23 protein-coding genes and 2 pseudogenes are annotated in these 19,188 nt (G+C 70.9%); 10 read left to right on the forward strand and 15 right to left on the reverse strand.

Annotated elements, in window-relative coordinates:
* The first annotated feature begins 126 nt into the window (after nt 1–126).
* Complete coding sequence (locus HUT06_RS29550; protein ID WP_176198703.1) at nt 127–1,245, forward strand: ROK family transcriptional regulator; 1,119 nt, start codon at nt 127–129, stop codon at nt 1,243–1,245.
* A 10-nt stretch (nt 1,246–1,255) separates the two neighbouring features.
* On the opposite strand, the gene HUT06_RS29555 is transcribed toward HUT06_RS29550, so the two are convergent.
* Complete coding sequence (locus HUT06_RS29555; protein WP_176198704.1) at nt 1,256–2,608, reverse strand: hypothetical protein; 1,353 nt, start codon at nt 2,606–2,608, stop codon at nt 1,256–1,258.
* 220 nt (nt 2,609–2,828) lie between these two features.
* Here HUT06_RS29555 and HUT06_RS29560 point away from each other — a divergent pair, with 220 nt between their 5' ends.
* The 3 genes from HUT06_RS29560 to HUT06_RS29570 all read left to right on the forward strand — a co-directional run bounded on the left by HUT06_RS29560 (nt 2,829) and on the right by HUT06_RS29570 (nt 4,923).
* Nucleotides 2,829–3,539 carry a hypothetical protein gene (locus HUT06_RS29560; RefSeq protein WP_176198705.1) on the forward strand — a complete coding sequence of 237 codons (711 nt, stop codon included), beginning with the start codon at nt 2,829–2,831 and terminating at the stop codon, nt 3,537–3,539.
* 4 nt (nt 3,540–3,543) lie between these two features.
* Nucleotides 3,544–4,026, forward strand: coding sequence for a J domain-containing protein (locus tag HUT06_RS29565; RefSeq protein ID WP_217711512.1), 483 nt, complete (start codon nt 3,544–3,546; stop codon nt 4,024–4,026).
* Nucleotides 4,027–4,305: 279 nt separating this feature from the next.
* The gene (locus HUT06_RS29570) at nt 4,306–4,923 is read left to right on the forward strand and encodes a hypothetical protein (RefSeq protein WP_176198706.1); all 618 of its coding nucleotides are present in this window, start codon (nt 4,306–4,308) and stop codon (nt 4,921–4,923) included.
* On the opposite strand, the gene HUT06_RS29575 is transcribed toward HUT06_RS29570, so the two are convergent.
* From HUT06_RS29575 to HUT06_RS29585, 3 genes are all read right to left on the reverse strand, one after another.
* The gene (locus HUT06_RS29575) at nt 4,900–5,763 is read right to left on the reverse strand and encodes a J domain-containing protein (RefSeq protein WP_176198707.1); all 864 of its coding nucleotides are present in this window, start codon (nt 5,761–5,763) and stop codon (nt 4,900–4,902) included. The two genes, HUT06_RS29570 and HUT06_RS29575, sit on opposite strands and share 24 nt — an antisense overlap.
* 186 nt (nt 5,764–5,949) lie before the next feature.
* A complete protein-coding gene (locus HUT06_RS29580) occupies nt 5,950–6,465 on the reverse strand; it encodes a hypothetical protein (RefSeq protein WP_176198708.1) in 516 nt (171 codons plus the stop codon).
* Nucleotides 6,466–6,499: 34 nt separating this feature from the next.
* On the reverse strand, nt 6,500–7,324 hold the full coding sequence (locus HUT06_RS29585; RefSeq protein WP_176198709.1) for a J domain-containing protein: 825 nt from the start codon (nt 7,322–7,324) through the stop codon (nt 6,500–6,502).
* Nucleotides 7,325–7,400: 76 nt separating this feature from the next.
* On the opposite strand from HUT06_RS29585, the gene HUT06_RS29590 reads away from it, so the two are divergent.
* Both HUT06_RS29590 and HUT06_RS29595 read left to right on the forward strand, forming a co-directional pair.
* Entirely contained in the window at nt 7,401–7,604 is a 204-nt protein-coding gene (locus tag HUT06_RS29590; protein ID WP_176198710.1) for a tautomerase family protein, read from the forward strand.
* A 119-nt stretch (nt 7,605–7,723) separates the two neighbouring features.
* Nucleotides 7,724–8,335, forward strand: a complete 612-nt coding sequence (locus tag HUT06_RS29595; RefSeq protein ID WP_176198711.1) for a phosphotransferase — start codon at nt 7,724–7,726, stop codon at nt 8,333–8,335.
* Nucleotides 8,336–8,362: 27 nt separating this feature from the next.
* Here the strand turns inward: HUT06_RS29595 and HUT06_RS29600 are convergent, their stop codons facing one another.
* The 3 genes from HUT06_RS29600 to HUT06_RS29610 are packed head-to-tail and all read right to left on the reverse strand — an operon-like array spanning nt 8,363 to nt 10,059.
* Entirely contained in the window at nt 8,363–9,004 is a 642-nt protein-coding gene (locus tag HUT06_RS29600; protein ID WP_217711513.1) for a signal protein, read from the reverse strand.
* 45 nt (nt 9,005–9,049) lie between these two features.
* The gene (locus tag HUT06_RS29605; RefSeq protein ID WP_176198712.1) at nt 9,050–9,250 is read right to left on the reverse strand and encodes a DUF397 domain-containing protein; all 201 of its coding nucleotides are present in this window, start codon (nt 9,248–9,250) and stop codon (nt 9,050–9,052) included.
* The gene (locus HUT06_RS29610; RefSeq protein ID WP_176198713.1) at nt 9,247–10,059 is read right to left on the reverse strand and encodes a helix-turn-helix transcriptional regulator; all 813 of its coding nucleotides are present in this window, start codon (nt 10,057–10,059) and stop codon (nt 9,247–9,249) included. Before HUT06_RS29610 ends, HUT06_RS29605 begins: the two co-directional genes overlap by 4 nt.
* 99 nt (nt 10,060–10,158) lie before the next feature.
* Between HUT06_RS29610 and HUT06_RS29615 the strand changes: the two genes are divergently transcribed.
* Complete coding sequence (locus HUT06_RS29615) at nt 10,159–10,596, forward strand: ATP-binding protein (RefSeq protein WP_176198714.1); 438 nt, start codon at nt 10,159–10,161, stop codon at nt 10,594–10,596.
* Nucleotides 10,597–10,727: 131 nt separating this feature from the next.
* Nucleotides 10,728–11,351: a hypothetical protein gene (locus HUT06_RS29620; RefSeq protein ID WP_176198715.1), complete on the forward strand. Its 624-nt coding sequence runs from the start codon at nt 10,728–10,730 to the stop codon at nt 11,349–11,351.
* A gap of 105 nt (nt 11,352–11,456) precedes the next feature.
* On the opposite strand, the gene HUT06_RS29625 is transcribed toward HUT06_RS29620, so the two are convergent.
* The 4 genes from HUT06_RS29625 to HUT06_RS29640 form a co-directional block, all read right to left on the reverse strand.
* Nucleotides 11,457–12,161: a DUF4234 domain-containing protein gene (locus HUT06_RS29625; protein ID WP_176198716.1), complete on the reverse strand. Its 705-nt coding sequence runs from the start codon at nt 12,159–12,161 to the stop codon at nt 11,457–11,459.
* A gap of 124 nt (nt 12,162–12,285) precedes the next feature.
* Complete coding sequence (locus HUT06_RS29630; protein WP_176198717.1) at nt 12,286–12,789, reverse strand: hypothetical protein; 504 nt, start codon at nt 12,787–12,789, stop codon at nt 12,286–12,288.
* A 102-nt stretch (nt 12,790–12,891) separates the two neighbouring features.
* Nucleotides 12,892–13,854 (reverse strand): alpha/beta hydrolase, encoded by a 963-nt coding sequence (locus HUT06_RS29635; RefSeq protein ID WP_176198718.1) that lies wholly within the window; start codon nt 13,852–13,854, stop codon nt 12,892–12,894.
* Nucleotides 13,855–13,910: 56 nt separating this feature from the next.
* Nucleotides 13,911–14,474: a DUF1349 domain-containing protein gene (locus HUT06_RS29640; protein ID WP_176198719.1), complete on the reverse strand. Its 564-nt coding sequence runs from the start codon at nt 14,472–14,474 to the stop codon at nt 13,911–13,913.
* 282 nt (nt 14,475–14,756) lie between these two features.
* Between HUT06_RS29640 and HUT06_RS44860 the strand changes: the two are divergent.
* Nucleotides 14,757–15,293: pseudogene (locus HUT06_RS44860) on the forward strand (phosphatase PAP2 family protein); the annotation flags it as partial.
* 49 nt (nt 15,294–15,342) lie between these two features.
* A complete protein-coding gene (locus HUT06_RS29645) occupies nt 15,343–16,107 on the forward strand; it encodes a creatininase family protein (RefSeq protein WP_176198720.1) in 765 nt (254 codons plus the stop codon).
* A gap of 3 nt (nt 16,108–16,110) precedes the next feature.
* On the opposite strand, the pseudogene HUT06_RS29650 reads toward HUT06_RS29645, so the two are convergent.
* The 4 genes and pseudogenes from HUT06_RS29650 to HUT06_RS29665 form a co-directional block, all read right to left on the reverse strand.
* Nucleotides 16,111–16,788: pseudogene (locus HUT06_RS29650) on the reverse strand (lysylphosphatidylglycerol synthase transmembrane domain-containing protein); the annotation flags it as partial.
* An 83-nt stretch (nt 16,789–16,871) separates the two neighbouring features.
* The gene (locus HUT06_RS29655) at nt 16,872–17,717 is read right to left on the reverse strand and encodes an SAM-dependent methyltransferase (RefSeq protein WP_176198721.1); all 846 of its coding nucleotides are present in this window, start codon (nt 17,715–17,717) and stop codon (nt 16,872–16,874) included.
* A complete protein-coding gene (locus tag HUT06_RS29660; protein ID WP_176198722.1) occupies nt 17,710–18,789 on the reverse strand; it encodes a glycosyltransferase family 4 protein in 1,080 nt (359 codons plus the stop codon). The genes HUT06_RS29655 and HUT06_RS29660 overlap by 8 nt, the downstream gene beginning before the upstream one ends.
* Nucleotides 18,786–19,184, reverse strand: coding sequence for a 6-carboxytetrahydropterin synthase (locus tag HUT06_RS29665; RefSeq protein WP_176198723.1), 399 nt, complete (start codon nt 19,182–19,184; stop codon nt 18,786–18,788). Before HUT06_RS29665 ends, HUT06_RS29660 begins: the two co-directional genes overlap by 4 nt.
* Between the last annotated feature and the right edge of the window lie 4 nt (nt 19,185–19,188).

Here is a 19,188-nt window from a genome sequence, read left to right on the forward strand (position 1 = left end):
ACTCTCGAGCGCCAAGTTAGCGGGACATAGGTCATCCCTTCAACCCCACTTATGAACTTCAGATGACAAAAGTCGGTATCTTGCGCCAACTAGACGCCCCGAACTCCCGCGTGCTTGACTGACCGGATGCCCCGCCCCGTCTCCCGTCCCTCCACGGCCGGCGACATGCTGAGCCTGATCCGCGAGGACGGCGTCGCCACCCGCGCCGACCTGGGCCGCATCACCGGGCTGTCGCGTCCCGCCGTGGCGTCCCGGGTGGCCGCCCTCATCGCCCGCGGCCTCGTGGTCGAGCGCACCACCGGGCCGTCCACCGGCGGGCGCCCCCCGGCCCGGCTGGAGTTCAACGCCGCCGGCGGGGCCGTCCTGGTCGCCAACCTCGGCCAGTCGCGCGGCCAGCTCGCCGTCTGCGACCTCGCCGGGACGATCCTCGCCCGCGCAGACGGGCCGCCGGCCGAGACGTCCCCCGGCAAGACGCTCCCCCGCCTGCTCGCCGAGTGGACGTCCCTCCTCGCCGCCTCCGGCGTCGACGAGGCGTCGATCCGGGGCGTCGGCCTCGGCGTCCCCGACGCCGTCGAGCACGCCGCCGGCCGCTGGGACGCCGTCGAGATCGGCGCGCCGATCGCCGACCGCTTCGGCGTCCCCGCCTACCTCGACAACGAGGTGAACGCCGCCGCGCTCGGCGAGCACCAGGCCCACCCCGGCGTCGACGACCTGCTGTTCGTCAAGGTCTCCACCGGCATCGGAGCGGCCGTCATCGCGGGCGGCCGCATCCAGCGCGGCGCCCTCGGCGCGGCCGGCGAGATCGGCCACGTCCCCGTGCCGTCGCCCCTCGACGCGCCCTGCCGCTGCGGCAACGTCAACTGCGTCGAGGCCATCGCCGGCGGCACCGCCCTGCTGGCCCGCTCCCCCGCCGACGACCTCCCCGCCCTCGCCGCGCTGGCCCGCTCCGGCGACCCCGCCACCGTCGCCCTCCTCCGCGACGCCGGCCGCCGCATCGGCGAGGTCGTCGCGACCGCCGTCAACCTGCTGAACCCCGCCGTGGTCGTCCTCGGCGGCGACCTGGTCGGCGCCGACGAGCCCCTGATCGCGGGCCTCCGCGAAACCGTCTACCAGCGCTCCACGGCCCTCGCGACCCGCACCCTGCGCATAGAACCGAGCCGCCTGGGCGAGCAGGCAGGCCTGAAGGGCTGCGCGGCAATGGTCCTGGACAACATCCTCTCCCCCGAAGCCATCGACACCGCCTGAGCGGGGGCGGTCAGCGTTCGCCGTTCTTGTAGGACTTCGGTTTCTTTGATTTGCCGGGGAAGACGACCAAGAGGTGCTCCTCGGCGGGCATCTCCGGGAAGAACGCCTCGGGTTCGCCGCGGCCGCGGACGTACACGCGGACGCGGTAGGGCCCCGGGCCGGCGGCGGTGACGGCCGGGAAGTCGCTCGGGCCGCTCATCGAACCGACCGTGGAGCGTCCGTCCGGGCTGTCGAACCCCACCTCGGCGACCTGGTCCCAGCCCTTCAGCGCGAGCGGCGGCGCCTTCCGGTAGGCGCGGACGGTCATACACAGCGGACCCTGCGTTCCCGTGATCACGGTGACGGAGCGGCCGTCGCTCGCGACCAGCCCGTTCTTGAGCGCCGCGTCGAAGGAGTCGCCCGCGCTCCCGAAGAAATAGCTGCCGCTCTCGCCGCCCGACATGACGTCCGTGGCCTGGGCGACGGGCTTCGGCCCCTTCGGCACGGCGCGCTTGCAATACGCCCTCGTCTGCGCTCGCTCCCGGTCGTACCGGGCGTCCATCGCCGCCGACTTCCGCTCCTGCTCGCGCAATTGCGTCGCCGCCCGCCTGGGGCACAAGTAGGCCATTTCGTGCACGGACGGCCAGTGCACGCCATGGCGTCCGAGATCCGTCTGCGGTGTCGGCTTCTCACCGAGACAGGCGCGCCTTCCCATATCCAGCAGGACGCCATCGGACAACGGGTCCTTCGGGGCCGGGCTGTTCCAGGACGGGTACGGGGGGCGGCCTCGGACGGAGCACAGATAGGCGAGGTACCTTTCCCGTTCCGACATGCTCTTGACCATACGCACCAGGGTTTCCGAGCCTTGCGGGGCCGGGAATGGCGCCCTGGGGCAGTCCTGCGGACCGGCCATTACCGGCTGCGGCGCCCGCTGGTCGCCGGCGGCGCCGAGCACGAGCCCGGCCACCAGGACACCGGACACCGCGCGCACCATCCGGCGCCCCGGACGGTAGACCGCCGCCAGCAGGAGGGCGACGAGCACGAGGCGGCCCGTCCACCATGCGATCTGCCGGCCGGGCCAGGGCGTGAGCCACAGGTCGGTGCACGCCTGCCCCCATCGGGCCACGTCATACCCGAACATCAGCGGATGGGCGAGTAACACCGGCGCCAGAATGGCCAGGGCCACCCAGCCCGCCGCCCGCCGCTTTGTCACCAGCCATAACAGAAACGCCGGAACAACGACCAGATAAGGCTCGGCACTGACCTTCAGAAACCCCGGAACCTGCGTCACGTCCGTTTGGTGTAACCAGGCCGTGCACTGACCAAGGGGAAGACCGACGCCGAAGGCGTACCTTTTCTGGCTCTGCCCGAGCAGCGCGTACACGGCGTCGAGAGCGAGAGGGACCGCACTCAGCGCGACCGCGGCCGTCCACAGAATCGATTCCGTCCGCCGGCTCCATCGCAACATGATCGAGAACCATAGCGACGACCGCGCCGGCGGGCGGCACCGTAAGGTAACGATCAACGACGCGTCACCGTCCGGCCGGTGCGCCCGCCACTAAACTGACCCGGGATCGCAATTGAATGGCCGGAAGGGTGCGCGCATGGGGTCGATCGTCCCGTACGGTTCCAGCAGTCCCGAGGCCCGGCGGGACGGCGGGGTGGCCGTGCCGCGCGCCGCTCCCGTCCACCGGCCGGGCGAGATGGGGCTCGGCGGCGGGCGGCTCCGCGAGGAATGCTGGCCGACGATCGGAGAGCGCACCCGGCAGCGCCTCGCCGAACTGTCCGGCGCCCCCATCGACTGGTTCGCCAGGGAGGACGAGTCGAGCGGCGACGGACGCTGCTACGCCGTGACGCTGGGCGAGGCCGGGCTGTCCATCGCCGAACCGCGGGTGAACACCGAGCACCGCCCGGTGTACGCGATCACCGCGTTCCAGTTCGCGCCCGGCTCGCTCCGGCATGTCCAGGTGGACCACCGCCCGCCGCCGTCCACGGGCGGCGCGCCGTCGTCCGGCGGCGCGCCGCCGGACATCGGCCTCGGCCCGGCGGCCAAGGGCGTCCTCGGGAACCTTCCGCCGCAGGCCCAGGAACTGCTGCAGGCACCGTTCGCCTCCGCGCGCAAGGTGCTGCGCGAGAACTGGTACTACGAGGGCTTCGACCACCGGCTCGATGCGTTGGTGCTCTACCTCGCCGGCGCGAAGGACGTGACGTTCACGACCGGCACCAAGATCGTCCCGGCCGGGCACAACGACGCCACCGCGCACTGGTCCCTGACCTGCTACCGCGCCTCGGTCGCCCGCCGGATAGGCCGCTGACCCGGTGCCGGCCGGCTTCGGCGAACTGGACGGCAACGACGCCTACGAGGTCCTCGGCGTCCCGCCGGACGCCTCGCCGGACCAGGTCCAGCGGGCCTGGCGGAGGCTGGCGGGGGCCCACCATCCCGACCGGGTCGCCGACCCGCCGGCCAAGGCCGCGGCGGAGGAGCGCCTCCGCCTCGTCAACGCCGCCCGCGACGTCCTCCTCAACCGCCGCGCCTCCTACGATGCCGCCCGCCGCCCCCCGGAGCCGTCCGACGAGGAGATCACCGAAGACCCCGGGGACGCCCCGCCCGACCCGTGGAGCACGGCTGCGGCAGGCATGCCGCGACCGGACCCCTGGGCCTCCCCGTCCGGCGTCAGGCATGTGCACCATTCCTCCGCTCCGGCCAAGCGAGGCCTCACCAGATTCGAAGTGCGCTACCTGTACTTCGTCGCCGCCTGCTGGGCGATCATCATCATCGCGTTCGTCATCGCGATGTCCTGACCGCACGCACCGCCTGGGCCGTCCAGGGGCGACGCCCGCAGGGGGTAGTGCCTGCGTTTGCCGCCCCTTTCGGTTGAGGCCGGCGGACTGAGCGCCGCGGCGGACGCGGTCGTCTTTGCGGCCCTCTGGCTGGAGGCGTAGCGCCCGATGCCGGGCGCGTGCACGGCGACCGCTCAGGGGTGGGTGCGGTGCTTCGGCGTGTACTCACCCCCGAACGGGCTGTGGCGGTAGTCTTCGGCGGGCTCGGGGTTGCGTATCGGCGGCATTGTGGGACGGGGCATGGCGTGGGGACCGGTTGAGCACCAGCAGGGCCTGCTGGCCGGGGGTGACCTGTTCCGGCATGTCGTCACCGGCGGGGAGCTGGAGCCGATGCCGTACGTTTCCATGCGGCTGCGGGAAGGCGAGCACGCGTATGCGGAGCTCCCGCTCGAATACTCCCGCTTCTACGCCATGGATGTGAGTTATCAGCATCAATCCGTCGTCGCGTTCGGTTCGGCGGGGTTCATACTCGGGGCGCTCGCCGTCAACGCCGCCGGCAACGCGATCGCGCGGAACCGTGCGAACGCGCTCGCGGCGGCTCAATGGCGGGAGCATCAGATCGCGCGGGTCTTCCTGACGAGTGAACGGCTGATGATCGTCGCTCGGGTCGGGCCGCTGTCGTTCTGGCACGGGGGGCTCAGCGAGTTCCTGCCGACGCCAGACCATTTTCGCCTGCTGCTGACGTTCCCGGACTGCGAGCCGGTCCAGTTACGGGGACCGGGCGTGCCGTGGCTCGCCGTCGCGATGGCGCGCCTCATCTACCGGCCGGAGCAGTTGAGCCTGATCCCCGGATTCGCGGGCATGGCGGCCTGGCATCGAGCGATCGAAAGCGGGTCAGGCACGGTCGAGGAGGCCTGAGGCGGTCTTCTCGCCGGACGAATGGAGCGTGATTGCGGCCTTGCCTTCGCCGCGTGCGGTGATATGGATGTCGCCCACGTCGCAGCCGGACTGCTCGTCCGGGAAGACCGTGTCGATGACCAGGGTCTCACCGCTCACCGAAAGCGGGACGGCGATGCCGGCGCATCGGCCGTGGAGGTAGCGGACCTCGCCGTTCTGCTTTCCCCGGTGCAGCGTCAACTCCGCGTACCAGCCATCGTCGCCCTTCCTTCGCGGCAGGTCCTTGACCGTCCCCGTCCAGGTGCCGGCGAACCGGGCGGGCACGGCCGCCTTCGGCGAAGGCCCGGACACGAACGACACCACTTTGGAGGCACCGATCACCACGGCGGTGCAAACCCACACGATGGCGAGGACGATCCCGATCCTGCCCACGATTGAGGCCTGGCGCGGCGAACGGACGGTCGGCGGCCAGGTCGGGTCCATCCCGTACACGGGCGGCGGGGGCATCCGGCGGTGCGGGGGAGGCGGCGGTCTGCGCGGTGGCGGGGGCGCGCTGCCGGGACGTCCGGCCGCCGCCGTGGCCCAGGGGTCGTCGGCCTCCTCCTCGGAGACCTCCTCGGGAGCTTCGTTCCGGACGTCGTAGCTCGCGCGGTGATTGAGGAGGACGTCACGCGCGGCGTTGATGAGGCGGGTACGTTCGGCGCCTTCTGCCTTGGCGCGGGCGTCCTGGAACTGGTCGGGGTGGTGCTTGCGGACGAGCGTGATGTGCGCCCGCTTGATCTCCTCCGGGGACGCGCCCGAGGTGATGCCCAGCAATTCGTAGGCGTCGTGCCCGTCCAGTTCGGCGAACTTCCCGCGCACGCGCGCTGTCCCCTCTGACCATGCCTCGACATGACGCGAACAGACTAGTGGCCGAGCGCGGCCCCACCGGGCCGTGCACGGCGTGACCATGACCGGACGGTGCTCATCCCGCAGGTTGGCCGCAAGTGTGACGAGCCGTTCGGTTCCCCTGTTCAGCGCAGTTCCCGGTTCGTCACCGGTCTGGGGTCAGTCTTCGGCGAATGCCAGGAAAGTGATGGTGGCTTGCTCGCCGATGCCGATGAGTGCGCTGTCGAAGGTGTGGTCGGTGACGGGATCCCGCTCAACGCCGTCGAAAAAGTCGCCGTCGTCGAAGCAGGATGAAGGCAAGGTGCAGTTGGACCACCAGTCGGCCCGCCCCAGTAGGTGCATGGCTTGCCGCAGGAGCGGTTGGGCAGCGTCTGATGTCCATGGTCCGACTTGGACCGCATAGGCCAGGTCCTCGGTGCAGGCGGCGACCAGCAGGGCGAGGATTTGGTCGTCGGAGTGGACAAGTGGCTCCAGGCCCTTGTCCACCTGTTCCACCGTGGGTGGCCATGATTGAGCTGGGAAATTGCCACGGGGCATGTCCGGCGCGGACACCACGGCGTGCAGCAGGTGCGCTGGGGAGACAAGAGGGTCGTCACCGACTGCGATACGCAGGTGGCATTCGGAAGTTGACAGGAGGGGGGCCAGCAACCGCCTGAGCTCTAGTGCGGTGGTCATGGAGGTAAGTACACCGACTCTGTGAGCTATCGTGCTACGGCCTTTTTCCTGTGCGGCGGAGGGTGCCGGTTGTCTTCTTGGTTCGCTGGTTGGGGGCGTAGTAGACGATGTCGGCTCTGCCGTCCTTGCGGCGGGTCAGGGTGATGTTGCCGGCGTCGCACCTGGATTGTTCGTCCGGAAAGTCTGTTCGGATAATGAGGGACTTCCCGGCGTAGGAGACGGGCACGGCCTTTCCTGTGCATCTGGCGTGCGGGTATCGCACTCTGCCGACCTTCTCGCCCTCTTCAAGGGTCAGTTCGACGGTCCATGTCGCGCGGTTGCCGTAGTGGTCCTTGACGGTGCCCGTCCACGTGCCCGCCAAGTCGGCCCGCACGGTCGTTTCGGCGGCCGGCCCGTCGGGGCGCAGGACAACGACCACGGCCGTGCTCAGGAGCGAGGACAAGCCCGTGAGGACGGCGATCGTGCAGCCGAGGCGGAGTTTGGAGCCGACCTCGTGGCGCGGGCCGGGCGGGTGGTAGCGGTGCGGAGGTCCGGGGGCGGTGGTCGTCCAGGGGCCAGGGCGGGGTGCGCCCGCCGTGGCGGTGTCCCAGGGGTCTTCGATGATCTCCTCGGGCTCCGGGGGGCGGCGGGCGGCGTCGTAGCTCGCGCGGTGGTCGAGGAGGACGTCGCGGGCCGCGTTGATGAGGCGGGTGTGTTCGGCGCCTTCTGCCTTGGCGCGGGCGTCTTGGAATTGGTCTGGGTGATGCCTGCGGACGAGCGTGAGGTGCGCCCGTTTGATCTCTTCCGGGGACGCGTTTGGGGTGATGCCCAGCAGTTCGTAGGCGTCGTGCCCGTCCAGTTCGGCGAAGTCCCCGCGCACTGTTGCCCGCCGCTCCGCCCGCAGTCCGTCGCTTTATGGGCGGACGCGGGTGCCTTTGACCTGTCTTGATCAGAATATGGCCGAGTGCACCCGAGTTCGGCTGCGCGCATGTGTCCATTACCGGACGGCTCGTCATGAGGACAAGCGCGAGCTGGTCGAGCAGATCACCAAGGCGTTCGCCGACGCCTACGGGCTGCCGGCCGCGACGGTCGATCTCTGGATCCAGGAAGTGCCCGCCGACAGCCGCGGCAGGGCCGGCAGGCTCGTCGCCGACAAGTGACCGCCGCGTGCGGGCGCGGCGATGTGACCGACCCTCACTGAACCGCCTCCTGGCGCAGGCAGCGCTCGATCTTCGTCAAGGCCGCCCGGAAACTCGCGGACAGGGACGGGCCCGAGGGCATGTCGCTACGTCGTGAGGCGGCCGTCAACCCGTACGTCGCGCAATTCGCTCCCCGGCTCCGGTTCCAAGCCGAGGTCGGGGATTGGATCGTCCTCGGATTCGAGCACGTCGGCGGCCGACGTGCCGACTTCGCTCCCGGCTCGCCGGACTTGGCCGTGCTCGCCAAGACCATCCCGGCGATCCAGAGCACTCCCTGCCCGGACGTGGTCCGGATGGTGGTCGAGCGCCGCTGGCGATCGGTGGCTGAGGACGTCTCCCCCATGGCCGGCTCGGCACTGCTCCACACCGACCTCAACGAGGACAACTTGATCATCACGCCGGACGGGCGTGTCTGCGTGGTCGACTGGGCGTTCGTCTCCCGGGGCCGAGCATGGGTCGAGTTGGGCCTTCTGATCCCGTGGTTGCTCAAGGCCGGCCACAGCCCTCGCGAAGCTGACGAGTGGGTCTCGCAGTTCGCTTCGTGGGGCGAAGCCGACGGGTCGCACATCGACCTGTTCTCTCGGGTTCTCGCCGAGAAGTGGCGGGCGAACAGCAAGACCCATTCCGCGGACTGGGTCACCGAGCACGCGACCTTGACCAAGCAGTGGGCGGCCTACAGATTGGGAGACTGAAGACGACGGCGTCCTTCGGCGCTGCGGTTAGCCGGACACGGTCAACTTGTAGTCGGCGGCTGTACGGAAGTCGCCGCTGCTGCCGCGGATGGCGAGTTTGTGCTGGCCGGCCGCCAGCGGCGGGATGACGCCCCAAAGCCCGCAACCGTACGCCTGGACGACCCCCTCGTCGCTGGCCGGGTTACCGGCGACCCCGACGATCGTGATGGGTGTCGGCGACCACCGCTTCAAGGGCACGTTCTTCCCGTCCAGGGTGATGCTTCCTGCGGCGCTCCGCATGAACTCCGCGCACTCCTGCTCGGAGCCCCGCTGATTGACGACCGGCGCGACGATCGTCCGGCCCGCCGGTACCTCGCAGCGACGCGACACGGCCCCGCCGAACGTCCCGGCCAGGAGCCAGAGGCCCGCAGGCTGCCCGGCCGCGCAGAACTCACCCGTCGTGTCCTCCACGGGATTGCGCCCCGACGGCGCACCGGCAGCCCAACTCCACCAGGTCCCCTGCACTTCTCCGGGCTGCAGTGCTGCGGACGCGCTCGGCGAAGGCGTCCCGCCCTCCGTGGCCGCTTCCGCCTCGACCGACGCCGCGACATCGTCGTCCGGGTTCGCCTCAGCACACCCGGCGACCAGCCCTAACACAACCAGCGAAACCACAACTCGCCCACGAATCATCGCCGCAGATTAGCGCAACCCGATCTCCCAGCCGCGAGGAGCCGTTCAGTCGCCGGCGCGTAGGGCGAGAGCACCATGCTTGATGCGCGTGACCAGTTGAGAGAACTCCCGGCTGCTGAGCCCGAGGTGACCGCCGGCTGGGTCCTTCGAGTCACGCACGCCTATTGCGCCGTCAAGCCTGGCCAGCTCAACGCATGCATTGTCGTTGACGCCACCGCTCCGGGAACTCTTGCGCCATTCGATCACAGGTATCTCTCCCGCACCTTTCCGAGCAACTTACGCGAATCATCGCGAGATAGGGCCAATGCCCCAAGTTGATCGAACTGTATCGCGAGAGCGCCGACTTCGTCACTAGCCTCGATGAAGCGCCCGGCCAACTGTGCACCGGCGTAAGAGACTTGCCGTCCCCCCAGGTCGAGGAGCTGAAAGGCGCCGTCCAGCCCGGGGTGGGCACCCACCGACCTCAAGATGACGCGTACGGACACATGCGGCAGTTCATCGACCTCGAGCAGGTGGTCGAGCTGCTCCTTCATGATCTGCGGACCTCCGATCGGACGGTCCACCACGTCTTCGTCGAGGATGATCCACACATACGGCGGGTCCGCCTTGGCGAGGATCTCCTGGCGCCTGCGACGTGCTTCCACCTCTCGATCACTTTGCAGCGCCTGCCCTCCGGAGAGCAACAGCGCACGCGCATAATCGGGTGTCTGCACGGGGACCGGCACGGATTTCCCGTGGTAGATCTTAATTACCCTCGCGCCCGATTCGTACTGCATGTACTGCTTGAACCAGTCCGGGTCATGTCCGGTGATCGCGTAGTGGCGGAGCCGTTGAAAATGGCCCCCAGTGTCCCACGCCTCGTCCAGCAGGATCAGGTACTGGTCAGCTGGACGAAGCCTGCCTGCTTCCCAGTTGGATACAGTGCCGCGCGCCACCCGGACGATCTGGGCGGTCTGCGCCAAAGACAGACCCCGCCGAGTTCGGTAAAACCACAGGTCAAACGCCAGCCAAGCCCAAAGTGACGAGTTCGGGTCGATGGTCTCACGAACACTCACTCCGACCTCCAGCGTATTCCATGGATTCCAATCCATCACAGGGTAAACACACCTCACGCATCCTGGGCAAGGAATCACCGGAAAACCAGGACGGCGGATATGAACGATCAAGTGCCGGTAGTCGAAATGCCGGAATCGGGCGAAATTCGGATGACGCTGCTCGGAGTGGACTGTTCGGTCTCGCTCGCGCGTGAACTCGTCCGGCATGCCCTGCTCAATTGGGGCTGCGAGCGTGAGCTGATCGACGACTCCGTGGTCGTTATGAGCGAAATCGTGACGAATGCCGTGGAGGCGGCGCGCGGGCGGCTGCTCAGGATCCGGGTCGCGTTGAGCGACGGCGCCCCGGTGCTCGAGTGCTGGGACCCCTCCCCCGAGCTTCCGTGCGCCTCGGCCGCCGGGCTGGACGCCCTGAGCGGGCGCGGTCTCGCGATCATCGCCGCCTACGCCCAGGACACCGGCGTCCGCCCGTCCGCCACGGGCGAGGGAAAGATCGTCTGGGCGATCATGCCCGTCCCCGAGAAGGCCCTACGGCGGTAGGCGGTTTCGCCGGTGATCCCCGGGAAGGCGGCGTGGGAGCCAGTGAACCCTACGGGGGTACTGTATGTTTTCCTGGAGGCGTACGTATCACTCCTACCGTCCCCCACAGCAACCCTGGAAAGGGCGCAGAGATGCTGTTCGTTGAACTTCTCGTTGCCAAGCAAGCGTTCACCGAAGCCGAGTGCCGCGCCTTGGCCTCCTCTCTCACGGCCGAGCGGCTCCTCTCCGACGGTGACGGCGTTCACCACACGGATCCAGGCGTGCTCGCCTGGTTCGGATCTCTCACCCATGTCACCGTCCGACGGCCGGACATCTGGATCACGGGTGCCGGAGTGCCGGGCGAGGAGGCCCCGCCGTGCTGCGTGGTGCGGATCCAGGTGGGAGCGTGGGCCAAGGAGATGAGCGAGCACCTCATCGAGAGAGCCACGCGGGAACTGGTGAAAACGGCGTCGGGATTCGACGGAGAGTCGCGTGAGCCGCAGGTGCTGGTGCAGGTGGCCGGCGTCCCGGAGGGCGGTTACGGCCTGGACGGACAGGTGCGCCGAACCGCCGACATCCAAGAGATGATGGAGCAGGCGAAGACGGGGACGGGCGAACAGGTCCCACCGGGGATGGCCATCGATCCCACCTGCGGCGCGATCATCCCGGCGGACTCTCCTGTCACCGCGGAAGTGGACGGGGAGATCTTCAGGTTCTGCTGCACGCACTGCCGGGGCAGCTTCGTCAAGCAACGGCGTGCGGCCACCAGTTCCTGAAAGCCAGGGCGGTCTTTTCACTGGTCAGTGCGGGACGATGCCAGCTCACCCGCGCTGCTCGCACTCGCGTGCCAATGCGGTGCGAGCAGCGCGCTGGTCGCTGTCTCAGGCTGCCGCCAGGCCGCTGTGCGGGGCCGTCTCGGCGTGGCGGAGGGCGGTGAGGACCGTGTCCTCCGTTGAGTGCACCTCCGGGTACATCTTCTCCGGGTCGGTGTGGAGCTGGTAGTCCCAGACGAACCCGTAGATCCCGAGGGTGACGATCGTCAGCAGGAGATGCGTCCCGAAGCCTCGTCGCAGATCCGGGACGGGCTCGTAGGTCACGCGGTACTGGACGATCCCGAGCCGCAGCCAGACGTCGCTGAGGCTGTCGGTGAAGTCCTCTTCGGTGAGCTGGATCTCCCACCAGAACCGCATTGTGCGGTAGTAGGCGTAGAGGCCGTAGATCCCGAGGGTGATGAAGGAGAGGAAGACGGACAGACCCGCGTTGACCGGCCTGTGCTCGTCCTCGAAGCGTTCCTTGACGTAGCGCCGGAGGTCGTCCAGCTGCTTCATGTCCTCGCCGTCGCGGCCGCTCTGCTCGGCGTACTGCCTCGTGGCCTCGATGACGGCGCCGTAGTAGTGGTATCGCCGGTCACGGAAGAGATCCGTGCGCTTCAGCCGGCGGTAGAAGACCACCACGGTGTAGATGCCGAGTGTCACCCACGAGAGCAAGAACATGTAGATGGCCCAGTCGACGAGCCTCTGGTCGGTGGCACGCCTCTCGTGGACGTAGCGGTCGACCTTCTGGACGGCTGGCAGTGGTTGTCCCATGGCCCCTTCTCCCTGCGAACGGAGATGTTCAAGGGAGCGGCGACGTACCACAATCGTGTGCGGCGGTTCTCAGGCCGTCCGCGCTTCTGCTTACGATACGCCTGGCCCGGGCGGTCGCCTAGGGTCAGCGGGCGTCGCGGCGGGCCTGGCGGCGGGTGCCCTTGGCCCGGGTGGCGGCGTGGCGGCGGTTCAGGGCCGGGTCGTTGCTCGTCGGTCTGCGGCGGCGGGTGGTCTGGGACGTCATCGACTCCGATCGCGGAGCGCCGGGCTGGGGCGGGGGCGTGCCGGACGGGTTGGCGGCGGCGATGCGTTCGGCCTTCAACTCGGCCGCGCTGCGGCGGGCGGCCCTGGACAGGTACCAGCTCACGCGGGCCAGGGCGTCCTCGAACACCTCGGCCTTCTGGGCGTTGCGCTGGTTCTTCGGACGGGCCTTGCCGCGCCCGCCGTACTCCTCGACGCGCGCGCTGGCGGTGCGCCGGTACTGCTTGCTGTACTTGTCGCGGGCCCGGCGGATCCGCGTGTGCAGGTCCGCGAGGTCGTCCTCGTCCAGGCGGGTGAGCTCGGCGGTCCCGGTCTCCCGGACGAGGGCCATCTCGGGCTCGTTCAGCGAGTTCAGCAGCGCCTTCATCGGCCCTCCATGCGGTCGGTGCGCGCTTTCGAGCGTCGCATGCGCCGCGCTAAGGGCAGGGAGACGAAGCACCCAAAAACGGCAAAGCGTGCGACACGGAGGTCAGGCGGCCCGGGCCTCGGCGGTGGTGGCGCGGCGGGCGAAGGCGCCGATCTCCTTGATGGCGACCAGGCCCTCGCGGGAGATGTCGGCGAAGACCTGGAAGACGTGGACCTGGCCCTCCCAGACCTGGAGCGTGCAGGGGACGCCGGCGGCGCCCAGGCGTTCGGCCATCAGTTCGGCGTCGGCGAGGATGACCTCGATCGCTCCTGCCTGGATGAGGACGGGCGGCAGGCCGCCGAGGTCGGCGTGCACCGGGGAGAGCCACGGGTCGGTCGGCTCGGCGTCCGGGAAGCACATGTGGACCATGTCCCACATCCGGTGCGCCGGGATGAACGGGTCGAGGGCCGCGTTGGCGTGCGCGATCTTCGGGGCGATGTCCAGGTCGGCGAAGGGCGACAGGGCCGCGATCCCGGCGGGACCGGGCAGGCCCGCGCGGAGGGCGTGCAGCGGCGCCATGAAGGCCAGGTAGCCGCCCGCGGAGTCGCCCGCGACGACGATGTCGCCCGGGTCGCGGGTCTTCAGGAGCAGGCGGTAGGCGTCGACGCAGTCGTCGATGGACGTCTGGATCGGGACGCGCGGCTGCATCCGGTAGGCGACCGACAGGACGGGCATGCCGGCGGCCTGGGAGATGCGGGCGATCATGCGGCGGTGGGTGCGCAGGCCGCAGGCGACGAAGCCGCCGCCGTGGAAGTACAGGATCGCCTGCCGGGAGCCCATGGACACGCCGGGGCCGCGGACCCATTCGGCTCCGCAGCCGAGCCCCCGCACCTTGGTGACCCTCGTGCCGCGCGGCGGCAGCAGGAGGGCCGCGCCGAGGTCGATCAGCGGGGCGAAGCGGAGGGCGCGCGGGGTCCACGGGAGGCGTTCGACGAGCGGACGCATGAACCTGTGCATGAACCGGGCGGCGAGCCGCGCTCCCCGGCCGCATCCCGCGCGTTCCTCGATGACCGGTGCGACCGCCATGTCCCGTTCCTCCCGTCACGTCGGAACGGGAGCTTACCAAGTAAGTGCTTGGGTGCCTACGGATGGAGGGCCGCGTCGGGCGGGCCCGCGGTCACGCCGGTGAAGCGCACGGTCAGGCCCTCGCGTTCGGGGGCGCAGCAGTAGGGGCCCGCCGTCGCCGCCACCCCCGAGGGGAACGGGGCGAGCCGGATCAGCTGCCAGGGGTCGTCGCCCGCGCGGGCCCGGATCGTCACGGCGTCGCCCGAGCGGCTGGCCCGGATCGTCACCTCGCGGCCGTGCCACGGGACGGGCGCCGACGACCAGTCGGAGACCTCGCGGGTTACCACGGCGCCCAGTTGCAGGGCGCCGTCGCAGTACTCGACGCCCGCCTTGATCCAGGTCTCCTCGTCCAGGCGCACGAGCAGGCCCGCCTGGTCGAACTGGTGGTCGTAGTCGGCGACGAACGACACCTCGATCGCCGCCTCGGGGCCGAGCGGCGTCAGCAGGGCGTGGCCGCCGTCGCGGTCGTAGCCGTAGGACGTCGTCCGCCAGAAGTCGCCGCCCTTCGCGGCGGTGACGAGCAGCGCGCCGCCGTCCTCGACGGCGGCCGGGGGCGGGTTGAGCCATTCGCCGGTGATCACGCCCCGAACCTACGGGAGGGGTGGGGTTAACTCCACCTCCGGCCCTGGACCTTTCCTCCGGTTTTCATGGTGCTGGGCCCAGTGCCCGCCGAAGTGTCGGACGCGAAGGTTGTGATGGCACCAGAAGACCGGCACGGGGAGGGCAACATGGCGGGCACCGCGGCACTAGGGGCGATGCGGGGGAAGGCACGGCCGCTGCTCACCGAGGCCGGGCTCCTGGTGGTCCTGTTCGCGTTCTACAAGTGGGGCCGGACGCTGATCGAGCAGGGCCCCGCCGAGGCGATGGCGAACGCGGAGTGGTTGTGGCGGTTCGAGCGGTCGTGGCTGCCGAACGAGGTGGACGTCCAGCAGTGGGCGCTCGGCTGGGACCACACCGCGTTCCTCGCCAACGTCTACTACGTGAGCGTGCACTTCCCCGGGACGGCACTGCTGCTGATCTGGCTTTTCGTCCGGCACCGGTCGTCCTATGCGAGGGTGCGCAACGAGTTGGTGGTGATGACGGCGGCGGGGCTCGCGGTGCACATGCTCTTCCCGCTCGCGCCGCCCCGGCTGGCGGGCATCGGGGCCGTCGACACGATGCTGACCGTGGGGCCGTCCGCCTACCCGGCGGCGGCTGACGGGATCGCCAACCAGTACGCGGCGATGCCCTCGCTGCACATCGGGTGGGCGCTGCTGGTGGCGGTCGCGGTGGTCCGGGTGTCGCGGAGCCCGTGGCGGTGGGTGGTCGCGCTGCACGCGCCGGCCACGGTATTCGTGGTGGTCGTGACCGCGAACCACTACTGGACGGACGGGATCGTCGCCGCCCTCCTGCTCGCCGGCGCCATGGCGCTGGTTTCCGTCGCGGGGCGGGTGCGGCAGGGTGGGGGGCATGCTGCTGCCGACGCACACGAGTACCGAGGTGCCGGACGTCCCCGTGGCCCTGTTGCCGGTGGGGAGCTTCGAGCAGCACGGCCCGTTCCTCCCGCTGGCGACGGACACGGTGATCGCGTGCACGCTGGCGGCGGAGATCGCGACGACCCATCCGGTACGGACGCTCCCGCCCGTGACGATCTCGTGCTCGCATGAGCACGCCGGCTGGCCCGGGACGGTGAGCATCTCGGCGGCGACCCTCCACGCGGTGGTGCGGGACGTCGCCGAGTCGCTGCGCCGGGCCGGGGTGCCGAAGCTCGTGCTGGTCAGCGGGCACGGCGGCAACTACGTCCTGGGCAACGTCGTGCAGGAGGCGCACGGCGACATGGCGCTGTTCCCCGGTTTCGACGACTGGGAGGACGCGCGGCGCGCGGCGGGCGTCGAGACGTCCGGCGAGAGCGACATGCACGCCGGGGAGCTGGAGACGTCGATCCTGCTGCACGCCCACCCGGAGCTGCTCAGGGACGGGTACGGCACCGCCGACCATCTGGCCGACGACCGGCGGCACCTCCTGACGGCCGGGATGGCCGCCTACACCGAGTCCGGCGTCATCGGGCGGCCCTCACTGGCCCGCGCCGGCAAGGGCCGGGACGCGCTGCGGAGCCTTGTCGCGGCGTTCGGGGACGTCCTCGCGGTGCTTCACCAGCAGGGCCGCGGCGCCGGGCAGGCACGCGACGAAGCTCAGCACCCCGTAGACGACGGACACGGTCAGGCCCTGCGCTGAGCCGAGCCCGGCGGCGCCGAACGCCAGGGCGAGGACGGCCTCGCGCGGCCCCCAGCCGCCGACGTTGATCGGCAGCACCATCACCAGCAGCGCCAGCAGCAGGAGCGGGACCAGCCGGCCGAGCGGTGCGGTCGCGCCGGCCAGGCGGGCCGCGACGACGAACAGCGCCAGGTGCCCCGCCAGTGCCGCGACCGACAGCGCGACGATGCCGGGCCAAGCGCGCGCGGCGGCGCGCAGGTCGGCGAACGTGGATGCAAGGGCCGGGTGCTTCCAGCGGCCCAGGACAAGGAGCAGTACAAGGACGACCCCAATGGGAATGAGGGCCGGAGCCATCGCCGACAGCAAGGCCGGGTGGACGAACAGGGCCGCGACACCCGCGACGATGGCGACGCCCTGACCGGCGGTCCGTTCAAGGAAAACGGCCCGCACTCCACGGGCGACGTCACCCGACCGGTGGCCGTGGCTCACCGCCCTGTGGACGTCCCCCAGAACACCGGCGGGCAGCACCGCGTTGAGGAACTGGGCCCGGTAGTAGTCCGTGATGGCGCCGGCCATGGGCAGGTGCAGGCCGACACGTCGCGCGACCAGCCACCAGCGGGCCGCGCTGAGCGTCGTGGTCAGCAGACCGATGGCGAGGGCGACGGCCACGGAGGCGGGGTCGATGGCACGGAGCGCCGCCACGAAGGCGTCCGTGCTGTGCCACCACAGCAGCGCGCCGAGGATGCCGAGCCCGATGAGCAGGCGGCCCCACGGCCACAGGTTCCTCAAGACGCCCCTCCGGGGATGGCGAGCAGGTCCAGGTGCTGGACCTCGACGGTGAGCCCGCCCTCCGCGCAGGCGGCGAGGCGGCGGCTCAGGTAGTCGTCCGCGAACGGGGCCAGGTCCGGGTTCTGCTCGACGGCGGCGCCGACCCAGCCGCGCAGCCACTCGGCGATCAGCGCGGCCTGGCCGGGGCCGAGCCGCCACGGGCTCGGACGGGTCGTGACGGTGGCGCCGCGCCGCCCGAACGCCCTGGTCGCGGCGGTGACGGCGTCGGGTCCGAGCAGCCCGCCGCGCCGCTGGTGGGCGTCGAACGCGGCGGCGTACTCGGCGTCGAGCGGCTCGGACGGGATGAGCCGGACGCGGCCGACGACCGACAGGGTGAGCAGCGCCGGGCAGCCGGCCGCCGCCGCGACCGCCTCGACCTCGGCGGCGGTGAGCACGTCCAGCAGCGCGGACGCGGTGACGAGCGACGCGCCGACCAGGTCGCAGGCGCGCAGTTCGGCGATGGCGCCGGCGCGCGTCTCGATCGTCGCGGGCAGCCCGTCGGCGGTGACGTAGGCGTTGGCGCGGGCGAGGTCGAGCAGCGCCGGGTCCCGGTCGTGCAGGATCCAGTGCTGCGGGCCGCGCAGCCGCCCCGACAGCCAGCGGCCGACGGAGCCGGTGCCGCAGCCGAGGTCCCAGATGACCAGCGGCCCGTCCGGCGGGAGCGCCGCGCGGAGCGGGACCAGCAGCTCCCCGGCCCGTGCGGCGGCGTCGGCCTCCTCCCGCAGCGCCAGCCACGACGGCGCGTACGCGCTCGCCGCGTCCCCGGACGATCTCGTGTCGGTGCCTTCGGTCCCCTCAATCATGGCGCGCCTCCCTGCGCATCCGGGATAGGACGGTGGCCATGCGGCGGGCGGTGTCGTCCCAGCCCGGCAGCATGGTGCGGCGCAGCCGGGCGGCGGCGCGCAGCCGGCCCCGCAGCTCGGGGTCGACGAGCCAGCGGCGCAGTGCCGTGGCGAGTGCGGCGGGGTCGCCGGGCGGGACGAGCAGGCCGGGGACGGCCCCGGTCGGGTCCCAGCCGAGCGCGTCGGGGACGCCGTCCGCCGACGTCGCGATGACGGGGACGCCGCGCGCGAGCGCCTCGGTCACCACCATGCCGAACGGCTCGGCGCGGGACGCGAGGACGAGCACGTCGGCGGCGGCGTAGGCGTCGTCCAGCCGCTTGCCGGTGAGGGGCCCGGCGAGCTCGACCCGGTCGGCGAGCCGGTGCCGGCCGATCAGCCGGCGCAGCCGCGTCACGTGGCCGGGGTCGCGGTCCAGGGGGCCGGCGCATTCGCAGTGCCACGGCAGGTGCGCGAGGGGGGCGAGGGCCTCCACCAGGACGTCGTGGCCCTTGCGCGGGGTCACCGACGCCACGCACAGCAGGCGGGTCGCGCCGTCGGTGCCGGACGCGAGCGGCGCGGGGTCGGTGCCGGGCGGGACGGCGTGGACGCGGGACGGGTCGAGGCCGTGGTGGGCGACGAGGTGGTCCTTCGCCCACGGGCTGGTCGCGACGACCGCGGCCGCCGCCTCCAGGACCTTGCGTTCGCCCGCGTTGAGGTCGTCCTGTCCGGGTTCGTCCGCCAAGGGGAGGTGTACCAGGACCGCCGGCCGCAGGCGGCCGGCCTCCGGGACGACGATGTCCGGCACTCCGCACGCCACCAGGCCGTCCAGCAGCACGACGCTGCCGTCCGGGAGCGCGGCGAGGGAGCGGGCGAGCGCGCTCCGCGCCTGCTCGCCGGGGCGCGGCCACGACCCCGGCACCGGCAGCAGCCGGACGGGCCGCCCCGACGCCGCCAGCTCGTCCGCCACCCGCCGGTCGTACCGGTTGCCGCCGCTCGGGGCGGTCTCGTCGTCGATGCCGCCCGGGACGACGAACGGGATCTCCGCCGCGGTCATAGCTCCCGCTCGTAACTGGCCCAGGCGACGTGCGACTCGTGCAGCGCCACCGCGATGCCGGACAGGCCGCGGGCGTTCTCGCCGAGCGCGCCCGCGTGGACGCGGTCGGCGAGCCGGTCGGCGATGACCTTGGCGAGGAACTCGGTCGAGGTGTTCACCCCGGCGAAATCCGGCTCGTCGTCCAGGTTGCGGTAGTTCAGCCCGCCCAGGACCTCGCCGAGCGCGCGGGTGGCGAGGCCGATGTCGACGACGAGCCCGTCGGAGTCCAGGTCGGCCCGGCGGAACGTCGCGTCCACCACGTAGGTCGCGCCGTGCAGCCGCTGCGCGGGCCCGAACACCTCGCCGCGGAAGCTGTGCGCGATCATCACGTGGTCGCGGACGGTGATACCGAACAAGAAG

The organism is Actinomadura sp. NAK00032 (genome assembly GCF_013364275.1).
Taxonomy (GTDB): Bacteria; Actinomycetota; Actinomycetes; order Streptosporangiales; family Streptosporangiaceae; genus Spirillospora.

Coding starts and splice junctions, on each gene's coding strand:
- HUT06_RS29550 (WP_176198703.1), top strand. CDS start 127: ATGCCCCGCCCCGTCTCCCGTCCCTCCACGGCCGGCGACATGCTGAGC.
- HUT06_RS29560 (WP_176198705.1), top strand. CDS start 2,829: ATGGGGTCGATCGTCCCGTACGGTTCCAGCAGTCCCGAGGCCCGGCGG.
- HUT06_RS29570 (WP_176198706.1), top strand. CDS start 4,306: ATGGCGTGGGGACCGGTTGAGCACCAGCAGGGCCTGCTGGCCGGGGGT.
- HUT06_RS29580 (WP_176198708.1), bottom strand. CDS start 6,465: ATGACCACCGCACTAGAGCTCAGGCGGTTGCTGGCCCCCCTCCTGTCA.
- HUT06_RS29590 (WP_176198710.1), top strand. CDS start 7,401: ATGGCCGAGTGCACCCGAGTTCGGCTGCGCGCATGTGTCCATTACCGG.
- HUT06_RS29595 (WP_176198711.1), top strand. CDS start 7,724: ATGTCGCTACGTCGTGAGGCGGCCGTCAACCCGTACGTCGCGCAATTC.
- HUT06_RS29600 (WP_217711513.1), bottom strand. CDS start 9,004: ATGATTCGTGGGCGAGTTGTGGTTTCGCTGGTTGTGTTAGGGCTGGTC.
- HUT06_RS29615 (WP_176198714.1), top strand. CDS start 10,159: ATGAACGATCAAGTGCCGGTAGTCGAAATGCCGGAATCGGGCGAAATT.
- HUT06_RS29620 (WP_176198715.1), top strand. CDS start 10,728: ATGCTGTTCGTTGAACTTCTCGTTGCCAAGCAAGCGTTCACCGAAGCC.
- HUT06_RS29625 (WP_176198716.1), bottom strand. CDS start 12,161: ATGGGACAACCACTGCCAGCCGTCCAGAAGGTCGACCGCTACGTCCAC.
- HUT06_RS29630 (WP_176198717.1), bottom strand. CDS start 12,789: ATGAAGGCGCTGCTGAACTCGCTGAACGAGCCCGAGATGGCCCTCGTC.
- HUT06_RS29635 (WP_176198718.1), bottom strand. CDS start 13,854: ATGGCGGTCGCACCGGTCATCGAGGAACGCGCGGGATGCGGCCGGGGA.
- HUT06_RS29645 (WP_176198720.1), top strand. CDS start 15,343: ATGCTGCTGCCGACGCACACGAGTACCGAGGTGCCGGACGTCCCCGTG.
- HUT06_RS29655 (WP_176198721.1), bottom strand. CDS start 17,717: ATGATTGAGGGGACCGAAGGCACCGACACGAGATCGTCCGGGGACGCG.
- HUT06_RS29660 (WP_176198722.1), bottom strand. CDS start 18,789: ATGACCGCGGCGGAGATCCCGTTCGTCGTCCCGGGCGGCATCGACGAC.